Consider the following 12,119-nt stretch of genomic DNA (forward strand, 5'->3'; position numbering starts at 1 on the left):
CTTGCTCTTATACTTTAAGGAGCCGAATTCGGGCTTGAAATAGGCTCATGCAGCGTCTCAATCTTGAGTTTGTTGGTTATCTGGCGGAAAAAAGTAACTTTTGTCAGACCGCGTTCAAACCGTCGGATTCATCAACCTAAACGATTTAAGGATTTCATGCAATTCAGGCTTTTACTTTTTCTTTCACTGATTACAGAGGGTTTATACGCCCAAAAACAACCGCTTACAGCCGCACAGTTATTCAAAAATCAAAAAACGGATATTCTGCAAACCGTGCCTACGGTACGGGGCTGGGCCGATGATTCGCATTACCTGCTGGCCAAAGACGGTAAAATTTATTCGGTAGACGTTAAGACCGGACAGGAAAGCGATTACAAACCGACCGGTGGTGATTGGAAAATGTTTCCCCCAACCAGTGCAACGGGGCAAAAAGAAACTGCTCAGAACATGACGGTTTCGCCGGATAAAAAATGGATAGCGTACACGCGGGATAGTAAGAATTTGTACCTATCGGATGCGACCGGGCAGGAAAAACAACTCACCACCGACGGTTCGGAAACGGTTTACAACGGCTACGCTGCCTGGGTTTATTGGGAGGAAATACTCGGCCGGAGCACGAATCACAAGGCATTCTGGTGGTCGCCCGATAGCAAATACCTGGCTTTCATGCGGTTTGATGAAACCAGCGTGCCGGTATTTCCCATTGCCGGAGCAACGGGCCAGCACGGTTATCTGGAAAGCCAGCGGTATCCGAAATCGGGGGATCCCAATCCGCTTGTAAAAATGGGCATTGTGGAGGTGGCTACCGGCCAGATTGTCTGGGCCGATTACGACGCCAGTGCCGACCATTATTTTGGTACGCCGTTCTGGACACCGGACTCGAAAGCGCTCTGGATGCAGTGGAAAAACCGGGGGCAGGATACGCTCAAACTGATAGCCGTCAATCCAGCCACGGGTGCCAAAACCGAGGTGGTCAGTGAGAGCCAGAAAACCTGGGTCGACTGGATGACGACGGTTCATTTTCTGAGCGACGGCAAGCAATTCATCCGCGAAAGTGACGAGTCGGGCTGGATGCACCTGTATTTGCACACGATGGACGGGAAACTGAAAAATCCGATCACCAGCGGAAATTATACCGTTACCGGCGTTTCGCACATCGACGCAAAAAACGGGCTGGTGTATTTCACAGCCCGCAAGGAAAATTCGGCCCGAATCGATCTTTATAAAGTGAAGCTGGACGGTAAAGGACTGCAACGGCTGACGTTTGGGGAATTCACCAACCAGGTGCAGGTTTCGCCCAACGGCACGTATTTCATCACGACTTATTCCAACTTACAGACTCCGCCCAAAATTGCCCTGATTGATAAAAACGGCAAGCTGATTCGGGAAATTGCCCATGCAAAGGGGGCCGATTTTGACAAATATGCCCTTGCCAAAACGGAACTGGTACGTGTGCCGACGCCAGATGGTTTTCAACTGCCGGTAACGATCAAATATCCTGCGAACTTTGATCCAAACAAGCGCTACCCAGTGCTGATCAGTATCTACGGTGGACCGAATGCCGGCCGGGTTTACGACCGCTGGAGCTATTCTCCGCAGGAACAGTGGTATGCGCAGGAAGGCTTGCTGCAGGTGGGCATTGATCACCGCGCTTCGGGTCATTTTGGCAAAGTTGGCCAAAATTTCATGCACCGAAATCTGGGCAAATGGGAGATGGAAGATTATAGCACGGCGGTTAAATGGTTGATCGATAAGGGATTGGTTGATCCGAAAAAGGTAGCCATCACGGGCGGCAGCTACGGCGGTTACGTAACGGCGCTGGCGCTGACGCGGGGCTCCGACGTGTTTACGCACGGAATTGCCAACTTCGGCGTCATGGACTGGCAACTCTATGACAGTGAATACACGGAACGCTTCATGGACACGCCTGCCGAAAACCCCGAAGGTTACAAGGAAAGTTCGGTGCTGACCTATGCCGATCGGCTGAAAGGTGAGCTCCGGATCGTGCACGGCACCATGGACGATAATGTGCACATGCAGAACTCTATTCAGTTGATTGATAAACTCCAGAATCTGAACAAGCATTTCGAGTTTATGGTGTATCCCGGCGCGCGGCACGGTTTTGGTACAACGGCTAAAGGCCGGCACGCTCAGGCCGAAACCGCGCGGTTTATTTATCAGTATCTGCTGGAAAAACCGTTCCCCGGGGACGTGTGGCAGTAAACAGTAACATTCGTTTTCCTAAACCCTTATTCCATGATTAAAAAGCTTCTATTGAGTGGCTTATACAGCCTTTCAACGCTCTTGTGCCTGGCCCAGCAGGAAATACCGTTGTATGCGGGGGCGGTTCCCAACACGAAGTCCTCGGATGTTAAAGAGGTTCGGCGGCCCGATGGGGTGGTGTCGAGCGTAACGCAACCCACGCTGTCGATCTTTTTACCCCCGAAAGAAAAAGCGACGGGGGCCGCCGTGATCATTTGCCCGGGCGGGGGCTATGGCGTGCTGGTGATGAAACGCGAAGGGTACGAGGTGGCCGAAGCGTTTAACAGAATGGGGGTAGCGGCTTTTGTGCTGAAATACCGCTTACCGAGCGAGAAAACTATGCTTGATCAATCGATTGGGCCGTTGCAGGATGCCCAGCAGGCTATCAAAACCGTTCGGCAACGGGCTGCCGAATGGGGTGTGGATCCGAAACGCATCGGAATCATGGGCTTTTCGGCGGGTGGGCACCTGGCGGCTACTGCCGGAACTCATTTCAAAAAACCGGTGATTGAAAACCCCGAAGGAACCAGCGTTCGACCGGATTTTATGATTCTGATTTACCCGGTGATTAGTTTTCGGGACGAAATTGGTCATACCGGAAGCCGAAAGAATCTGTTGGGCGAGTCGCCGAAACCGGAGCAGGTAACATTGTTTTCCAACGAGCTTCAGGTGGATTCTTCAACGCCACCCGCTTTCCTGACGCACGCGGGCGACGATGTGGGAGTTTCGGTCAAGAACAGCCTGGTCTTTTACGAGGCACTATTAAAAAATAATGTGCCGGCTGATCTGCACGTATATACCAAAGGGGGACACGGTTATTTGAAAACTCCCGCTTTTGACGAATGGTTTGGGCGGATTCGTCACTGGATGGACACAACGGCAATTCGTACGCCCTGACGGCCTATCATGGTTTTGTTTAATTATTCGGTTAGCGAAGGAGCGGGACAGATCAGGACGGAGATTCTACGGTAAATGGCCTTTTTTGCCAAAAATCCAGTAACTAACATTCGTACTAAATTTATAAAAACAGCAGTAAATTGGCTGATTGATTGTCTTGTCTTTATTATTAGGCCGTTTTCGTAAGTCTGAAGTTTTTGCCCGAAGTATGAAAAAAATCCTACTCCCGCTATTGGTATGTCTTGCTGGTTATGCGCTGGCCCAGAATCCGGCCACGATGCCGCCAACACCGGCGATTCAGAAGACTATTAAGGCAAGCCTGAAAGCGAACATCAGCGGGGTGGTGATGGATGCAACGCAAAATAAGCCTGTCGAATTTGCTACGGTTGCCCTCCTGAATCCGAAAACAGAGAAAATCGTAGGCGGGACCACCACCAGCGAATCCGGAAAATTTACCATCGCCGGAGTCGATGCAGGAAGCTATCAGGTAGTGATTAGTTTTATCGGCTACGAAAACAAAACTATCAATAACGTCAATGTTGGGTCCGACGGAACGGAGGTGGTGCTGGGTGTGGTACAGATGCAGGCCGATACCCGGACGTTGAATGAGGTCGTGGTAACCGCCGAAAAACCGCTCGTCGAAGACAAAGACGACCGCCTGGTTTATCACGCTGATAAAGACCTGGCTAATACCGGCGGTACGGCCATTGATGTGTTGAAAAACGTGCCGTTGCTGACGGTTGACCCGGACGGAAACGTAACCCTGAAGGGAAGTGGCAGTATTAAAGTACTGATCAACAACAAGCCGTCGAGCATCATGGCTCGCAGTATCAGCGAGGCCCTGCAAATGATTCCGGCAGAACTCATCAAGTCGGTGGAGGTTGTGACGGCACCTTCTGCCAAGTACGATGCTGAAGGCACGGCGGGCGTGATCAATATCATTACGAAAAATCAGTTGCAGGGGCTGACCGGCGGGCTGAATGCGTCGGCTGGCAGCCGACGGAATAACCTGGGCGGTAATTTCAATTTCAAACGCGATAAGCTGAGTATTACAGCCTACGGCGGTGTCCACAACAGCAATTACTACGGCGGTTCGGAGTCCGTGCGGCAAAACCTGCTGGACGGCCAGGTGATCAGCACAATTGCCCAGAACAATGCCTACAAAAATCGGGGAAATTCCGGATTTGGTTCGGTGAGCGTTGACTATGACCTGGATTCGCTCAACCGAATCGGCGTCGATTTCAGCATGGGGGGCGAAGGCCGCAACACAAATTCAACGCGAGACACGAAGGTTACGTCCAGCGATCCGCAGGAATTCCGGCGGTATAACAACAGTCAAAACCGGAACCAGAATCTGGACGTCAATTTTAATTATACAAAAACCTTCAAACGCAGTAAAGAACAGGAGTATACGTTTCTGGCTCAATATAATCGGAATAACAACCACAGTAATTATTCGCTGCGGCAGTTTCCGCTGCCCGAAAGTGAGGTGATCGATTACCGGGAGCGCAACAATAACGACAACCAGCAGGGCGAGTTTACGATCCAGACCGATTTTACGTATCCGCTGTCGACCGTCAAACGACGGATGCTGGAAGTGGGAACAAAAGCGATCCTGCGCGATGTCGGTAGCGATTACCGGCTGGAGTTTGCGCCCGATGGTTCGCTGGATTTTCGCGATGACCCACGACGGGCCAACATGTTCGACTACCAGCAGTGGGTGTGGTCGTCGTACGCGTCGTTCCGGATGCGGACTCAGAATAAGTGGGGATTCAATCTGGGTGGGCGCATGGAAATGACCCATATCAACGCCAATTTTATTTCGACCAGCACGAAATTCAGCGATCGGTACCAGAATTTTCTGCCCAATATCACCGTATCGAAACGGTTTGGCGAGGAAAAACGGTTGAAGCTCAACTACAGCCAGCGCATTCAGCGGCCGTCTATTTTCTTCCTGAACCCATACGTCAATTACTCCGATCCGAAAAACCTGCAATCGGGTAACCCATACCTGGACCCCGAGCTGGCACATTCCGTCGAACTGTCGTACAGCACATTTACCAAGAAAGGAACGAGTATCAACGCCATGCTTTTCGGGCGGCAAACCAACAACGCCATCGAGCGCATTACCACCGTGGATACGAGCGGGGTGTCGAGCAGCACCTACCGCAACATTGCGCAAAACGCTACCTACGGGATGAATCTGTTCGGATCGGCCCGACCGGTGAAGCAGTGGAGCATCAGCGGATCGTTTGGGTTGAATTACAACATTCTGAACAGCAAAGCATTGCAGATTCATAACGAAAACTGGAGTTACCGGTTTAATTTGAATTCGTCGCTCCAGCTACCCGATAATTTCAGCGTTCAGATCCACGGTTCCTACAATTCGCGCCGGATTCAGCTCCAGGGCCAATCGTCGGGCTTTTATTACTACGGATTCTCGGGTCGGAAAGAATTTAAAAAACAAAAAGTGACCCTGACAGCCAATTTTGAGAACCCCTTTCGTCGTTATAATACCATCGAAACGCTGCTGCGCACTCCCACATTCGTTTCGGATGGTTCCAATTTTAACGTGATTCGGAACATTCGCCTGTCGGCTAACTGGCGGTTCGGGTCCATGAATGCCGGCCAGAATCGGGAGAAGAAAAAGATCTCAAACGACGACGGCAAACAGGGGTGATAAAGTAATTATCGGCGGGCAGGGCTTGATTCTGTTGGTAAAATAGCTACCTTACTAGTAAGAAACTTCTTAACCCATTGCTAATGCGCGTACTTCCGGCAATCTTGGATCCAACTTCCGTAGCTCAACCTTCAACCGTTTTAGACCGATTTCTTGTTCGATTCATCCGTGATCCTCGCGATTTACCGTTCATTTATCTAACGCTGCGAATTACTTTTACGTTAGTGCTCATCGGTATTTTGCTGTTTATTCCAGCTATTACCGGTTGGGTTTGGTGGGCGCTGGCTGGAGCGTATCTGACTTTCTACATGATTTATAAAGGTCCCTATGGATTGATGGGGCACTGCGCGGCCCACCGTCCGTTGTTTAAACGGGAGTACCGGTGGATGAGCTACTACATGCCAACCGTGATCGCCTTATTTTTTGGCATGACGCCGGAAACGTACGTAGGGCATCATATTGGCATGCACCATCCCGAAAACAACATGCCCGAAGACCTGAGCACGACCATGCCCTATCAGCGCGACAGTGCTCGGAATTTTATAAAGTACCTCACCACCTTCTTGTTTACGGGAGTCGTTACACTTGTTGGGTACCTCTGGCGAAAAAACCGTCAGAAGCTGGCCCTGAAAGCAGCCAGCGGTGAGATCTTCTTTGCCATCATGTGCGGTTTGCTGCTTTGGCTAAACGCTCCGGCCACGATTGTGGTTTTTCTGATTCCGTTTGTTTTCACGCGCATCATCAGCATGGTTGGCAACTGGACGCAGCACGCCTTTGTGGATGGCACGGATCCGGCGAATGCCTACAAAAACAGCATTACCTGCATCAATGTGAAATACAACCGGTTGTGCTGGAACGATGGCTATCACATCAGCCACCACTGCCGCCCGTCCATGCACTGGTCGGAGCATCCATCTTTTTTTATGAAGACCCTCGATCAGTACGCGGCCAATAAAGCCATTATCTTCGATGGGCTCGATTTTGGGCAGGTGTTCTTCCTGTTAATGAAAAAGAAGTATGACCGGCTAGCGAAACACGTTGTTAACGTCAACGGCACTTTCGAGAATGAGCAGGAAATCATTGCCTTGATGAAACACCGTCTTCAGCCGATTATGGAGTGGAGTCCGGCCCCGCAGCCCGTGAAAGAACGCGTGGCGGTGTCAGGGCGATAGTTCGTAATCGAGCGGGAGCAGTTCGGCTACTTTTTCCCAGCTCCAGTAGCCCTCTACCAGAATGCCCAGTGGCTCGTGGTAATTTCCGTTGGCTTCCACATCAACAAACGGGTGTAGCAGGTGAATCACGCTGGTTTGCGGGCCGCCCGTGCGTGGGAGAGCCCCAAAGGGGCGCTGCGCTTTCAGGTACGCCAGCTCTTCTTTCTCGTGCAGGTAAGTCACCTGCAGCAAATCGTTGAACTGGAGCCGCGTCTGGTCAGTGGTTGACGAATCAAGGTTGACCATATGGGCGTACTGCAACGTATCCTGTACCAGATACCGAACGGTTTTAGGTTTCGCCCGCGTTGTATCAGTTTTCTCCACGATTCGCTGAATCAGAAAACCGTTTTCCGGCAACGCCCGTTGATGCAGGGCCCGCATGAAATGCATGGTAGACCCCAAATACGCTTTTCGGCGGTTGGCGGCCCAGCGCTTCTGCTGCCGGGCGTTGCGCGGTGTAAGATCTTCCAGTACCGGATAGCCCAGGTAGGTAACAAATTTCTCCCGCGCATCGAAAACAAACGATTCCAGCTGGTATTTGAGCCGATAACCCAACGCGCGGTTTTCAAACAGTAGCGGTTCGCGGGCCCCGGCCGTCAGGCGTGATTGCGCCCGATTGTCGTCGAACCAGAGAACCTCCGGATTCAGCAATTTACATTGGGTGGCGTTTGCGCTTTGACCAATGAAGTTTTTCTGAAAGAAAATCAGGTTTTCTTCCCAGTCCGGTCCTCGCTGGGCTTTGACTTTGACTTCCGCCAGCTGATTGGCAGAAGGAGTGAGTACAATCCGGTAGAATTTTGGTTCGTGTGTCCGAATCTGGAAAACCAGCGTTTCATACCCCACATACGATACCACCAGGTCGAATTGACCCGATGGCAGGCCGGTCAGGTGAAACCGCCCTTTTTCGTCGGTGGTGGTTCCTTTAGTCGTATTAGACAAGAAGACGTTGGCCGAAGGCAGGGGTTCGCCGTTGTCGCCACTGATGACCAGACCCTGTATCGAAAATTGCGCCCACAAACCGTTGGCGATCAAAAAGAAGCCTAGAAACCAAATGCTTTTTACCATCTCACTGAGCCGATACCGTTTGCTAACAACCCGACACCGAGCGCTGTAAACGCCTATCTCCATCTTGGACGGGTCGGGAAACGCGTCCAAGATGGCGAAAAAAAGAGTATGTAACTAATTTCTTAGTTGTTGGTTTGAGGCATCCGTCACTGATAAGCAACGGTTTGGCTCTTGATGTTGGCCCACAGAAGAGCAACGGCAAGGACAAAGAGGATCGACTCAGTGATGATCCATTGCTGTCCAAAAGCTCCCAGAGACCCCTCGACAAAAATAGTAATAGCGCGCGACAGGGCGTAAAAACCCCACAATAGGCTCAGAAAGGCCAAACCTTTGTTGATGTCTTTTACCATCAGATAAAAGAGGCTGATGGCGATGGTAAAGCCAACGCCACCGTATACGCCCCGGATCGAACTGAAGGCATCTGTGTTATTCAACTGCACCTGGACCAAATCCATTACCGATTGTGGATTGGAAAAAGCCATGAAGCTGACGGATAAAAGTGCGAGTGCGGAAATTACAATGAAGCCCTGAGCCGCCCATTGCAGTAATTTTTTTGTTTTCATGTTCGTTTTGTTTGCTGTTTACACTGCAAAAGTGGACGCCTTTTTCGGGGTAATTGTTGGTCATGGCCAAGATTTTACCGGATTTATATCGTACTAATCGGATCATTGGTTCTAAGCCGGTAAAATTTCTACGGACCTAGGTGTTCAACGGTTCATGAATCTAAACGTAACCGGAGATTAAGAATAGGAAAATAATTCAATCAAAAATTTCTCTAACTATTCGTCTATTAATTAAAGAAAGGTATAACCAATAGTTTTGCTGTTATGTACGTAAAACTCGTAAAAATACCTTAGGGTAAACCCTAGTATTAAAAGAGATAGTTTTCAAAAAATCATTAAGAAAGCATAATGTAAAATTCTGAGATACTACAGAAAAGTGGCCAAAAGCTCACAATATGTCGTATTAGTGAGTGATTTTCTAACTAATAGGTTGTTCTACTGATTAAATGAATACTAAAAAACGTTTATTTGCTGGAGTTATAGTAGATAAAGCGTATTTGCTTTTTTTAGATAAAAGGCATAGTATAACAGCCTATCCAAAATAGATAAAAACATGTCTTATAAATGTCTTAAAAATTGCTGGGTATTTTAAGTGACTATTCAGGTAATTCAATAGATTATGGGCTAATAAATCTCTGTTACTAGTGGTTATGGATTCAGATTTACCTCCCTCTCCTCTTATTCGGATCGGCGATGGCAAAGATCAGGCGACGTTATCGAAATCACAGAAAGAGTTTAATCGCCTGATTCGAAAAATCGAAACGCTGGAAAAAGAATTGGAGGATTACCGCACCATCTCGGCTCAGATTATGCACCGTATGCGAACAGAAATTCTGCCTTTGCAAACGGAATTTCACCGGCAACGCGCCAATTTGGTTCGGGCTTTTGACCGGGCTTATGATTCCGGCTTCTTCAAAGCGAACGAACGAAAAAAGCTGGCCGATCTCATTCTTAATCTGACTTTTAACCTGATTTCAGAACACGGTTTTGACGAATTGAAAGTCATTTATGATAAATACGATCCGGCGGGTTTCGATCCAGTCAATGACGATGCTCTGACGCCTGACCTCTTGAAACAGCGGTATCGGAATTTGTTTCGGGCAGATGACGATTCAGACACCCACTCCTCCCAAAAAAATAGGCGAGACCAAGCTGAGCCCAACGGGCAGCAGACGGATGAACCGTGGAGTGAGCCATTTAAAACCCGGAAACAGCTGGAGAAAGAAGCCCGAAAGCAGACGGAAGAACACAATACTACCAAAGCGGTACGGACCGTTTATATGGCTTTGGTGAAAGCTTTTCATCCGGATCGGGAGCGGGACGAAGCTGAAAAAGAGCGAAAAACAAGCATCATGCACCGGATTACGGAAGCGTACCGGCAAAACAACCTGCTGGCCTTGCTGCGCTTGCAACTGGAAGCTGACCAGCTCGATCAGCAACATCTTAAAGCCTTGGCCGAGGGACAACTGAAGTATTACAACAAGATCCTGAAGCAGCAGACGCAGGAATTGGAGGAGCAATTGCAGCATCTGCAAGCGCAACTATCGGTATTGAGCAATCAGCCGCCCCATTTCTGGACTTCGCCAGCCCGCCTGGAAAATAGCCTTAAATCCGACGCGCAGGGGTTGAAACGGGAACTCAAAGTCCTTAAAAACAACTTGGCAGCTTTCCAGAATTACGACGTGCTGAAGCATTTTCTGAAGACCTACCGACTTCAGAAAGAGGGAGATTTCAACGGATTTTAGCGGATTCCAGATAGCGTTGCAGGTCTGAAATGGAGTGAATACCCAATTGATCGGCCTGCGACCGGCGCATCATCAAAGCATACGTATTGTTAAAACCCAATGGAGCCACCCAGGTCATCCGATAGCGGTTTTGAAACTCGCGTTGTACATAGTCATAAACCGCTTTGCGGTCGGCCTTTAGAGAATCTGCCAAGGCTGGAGGTGGTTGCAAAATGACGAGCAAACCCGTTCCCGTATATTCTGGATAGAGGTCAATCTGACCGGATTGCAAAGCGTTGAAGCAGATTTGTGTGCCGCCGAGACCGGTTTTGGTAATTACCTCCAAGTCGGTTCGGTTTTCGAGCAGTTGGCGCAGAATTTCGGCCAGGATGTATTGTTCAGTAAAGATTTTCGATCCAATTACAATCCGTCCCCGTCGCTGGACAGCGGTCGAGGTAAGCAATAGTTTTTGTTTTTGCAAAAACCGTCGGGCCACGGTTTCGGGCGATTCGTGCAGAAAGTCAGCCTGGTAATTTAAGGTGGTTATGACTGAATCTGACAGTTTTCCCGTCAGCAACCGCAACGATTCGGCTAGTTCGGGATACCGTTCCAGCGTTGCCTGCCGAACGATCAGGGCGGCTTCATAAGGCGGAAACGCATTTTTATCATCATTCAGAACCCGTAAATCAAACGCCTTGATTCGGCCGTCGGTGGAGTATCCGCTGATGATGTCGACCTGTTTGCGATGAATGGCTTCGTACATCAGATTCTGATCGATGAGCCGGGGAGTGACTTGCAAACCGTACACTTGCACCAAGCCGGGATACCCGTCGGAACGCCCGTAAAACTCGTGGGCAAACCCGACAGTCAGGCCACCGTAACTTCCGACCGGCACCCAGTAAAAAGCCGATAAAGCCGGCGCCAGGAGCAGAAAAATGAAGGTTACCCGGCGTAGCCGCAGACCACGCAGCTGTTGGAGCCGGGCCAGTAGAAAGTCAAAAAAAACCGCTAGTAATGCCGCCGGAATGGCTCCCGCCAGAACCATGTTGGCATTATTTAGAGCAATACCGCCAAAGATAAATTCGCCCAGACCGCCCGCAGCGATGTAAGCGGCCAGGGTCGCAACGCCGACGTTGATGACCATGGCTGTGCGAATACCGGCGAAAATAACGGGCAGCGCCAGCGGTAATTCCAGCCGCGTTAACACCTGCCAGGTAGTCATGCCCAAACCACGGGCGGTTTCTTTCAGCGTCGGGCTGACCTCGCGAATGCCGACGTAGGTGTTCCGCACAATTGGCAGCAACGCGTAGACGAATAGCGCCACAATGGCGGGCCAGATACCAATACCCAGAACGGGGATCAGAAACCCCAGCAGAGCAATACTGGGAACGGTTTGCAAAACACCCACCAGGGCCAGCACCACAGCCGCAATTTTCGGACGGTACGTAATCAAAATACCCGTTGGGAGACCAATCAGCAGGGCCAGGCAAAGCGAAAGAAACGTCAAACCGATGTGAGTCAGGGTTTGGTCAACCAGTTTGTTGCTTTGCTGTATGACAAAATCGAAAAACGCCTGCATGATGGTCAAGTACGGAAGAATTCGAAAAACTACAATGAATTTTCCGAATTCCGTGCGTTAGTAGTCAACCTGGATCACGTTTGACAAAGAAAGGTTCGATCAGCGATCGTATCGCTGAAATTCGGCTTTCCCCTATTT

The 12,119-nt window shown here is 49.8% G+C and carries 8 protein-coding genes; 5 read left to right on the forward strand and 3 right to left on the reverse strand.

Annotated features, from left to right (window positions below):
* Positions 1-156: 156 nt before the first annotated feature.
* The 4 genes from ACYVH9_RS01115 (at position 157) to ACYVH9_RS01130 (ending at position 7,011) form a co-directional block, all read left to right on the forward strand.
* Positions 157-2,223: a S9 family peptidase gene (locus tag ACYVH9_RS01115; RefSeq protein WP_460634443.1), complete on the forward strand. Its 2,067-nt coding sequence runs from the start codon at positions 157-159 to the stop codon at positions 2,221-2,223.
* A gap of 33 nt (positions 2,224-2,256) precedes the next feature.
* Positions 2,257-3,159 (forward strand): alpha/beta hydrolase, encoded by a 903-nt coding sequence (locus ACYVH9_RS01120; protein WP_460634444.1) that lies wholly within the window; start codon positions 2,257-2,259, stop codon positions 3,157-3,159.
* 208 nt (positions 3,160-3,367) lie between these two features.
* Positions 3,368-5,839 (forward strand): TonB-dependent receptor, encoded by a 2,472-nt coding sequence (locus ACYVH9_RS01125; protein WP_460634445.1) that lies wholly within the window; start codon positions 3,368-3,370, stop codon positions 5,837-5,839.
* 224 nt (positions 5,840-6,063) lie between these two features.
* Positions 6,064-7,011: a fatty acid desaturase family protein gene (locus ACYVH9_RS01130; RefSeq protein WP_460634446.1), complete on the forward strand. Its 948-nt coding sequence runs from the start codon at positions 6,064-6,066 to the stop codon at positions 7,009-7,011.
* On the opposite strand, the gene ACYVH9_RS01135 is transcribed toward ACYVH9_RS01130, so the two are convergent.
* Positions 7,000-8,115, reverse strand: coding sequence for a carboxypeptidase-like regulatory domain-containing protein (locus tag ACYVH9_RS01135; RefSeq protein ID WP_460634447.1), 1,116 nt, complete (start codon positions 8,113-8,115; stop codon positions 7,000-7,002). The two genes, ACYVH9_RS01130 and ACYVH9_RS01135, sit on opposite strands and share 12 nt — an antisense overlap.
* 146 nt (positions 8,116-8,261) lie before the next feature.
* Positions 8,262-8,678 carry a DUF4345 domain-containing protein gene (locus ACYVH9_RS01140; RefSeq protein WP_460634448.1) on the reverse strand — a complete coding sequence of 139 codons (417 nt, stop codon included), beginning with the start codon at positions 8,676-8,678 and terminating at the stop codon, positions 8,262-8,264.
* A 650-nt stretch (positions 8,679-9,328) separates the two neighbouring features.
* On the opposite strand from ACYVH9_RS01140, the gene ACYVH9_RS01145 reads away from it, so the two are divergent.
* Positions 9,329-10,423 (forward strand): hypothetical protein, encoded by a 1,095-nt coding sequence (locus ACYVH9_RS01145; RefSeq protein WP_460634449.1) that lies wholly within the window; start codon positions 9,329-9,331, stop codon positions 10,421-10,423.
* Here ACYVH9_RS01145 and ACYVH9_RS01150 read toward each other — a convergent pair.
* Positions 10,410-11,981 carry an ABC transporter permease/substrate-binding protein gene (locus ACYVH9_RS01150; protein WP_460634450.1) on the reverse strand — a complete coding sequence of 524 codons (1,572 nt, stop codon included), beginning with the start codon at positions 11,979-11,981 and terminating at the stop codon, positions 10,410-10,412. The two genes, ACYVH9_RS01145 and ACYVH9_RS01150, sit on opposite strands and share 14 nt — an antisense overlap.
* Positions 11,982-12,119: the final 138 nt, after the last annotated feature.

It is taken from the genome of Larkinella harenae (assembly GCF_054780515.1).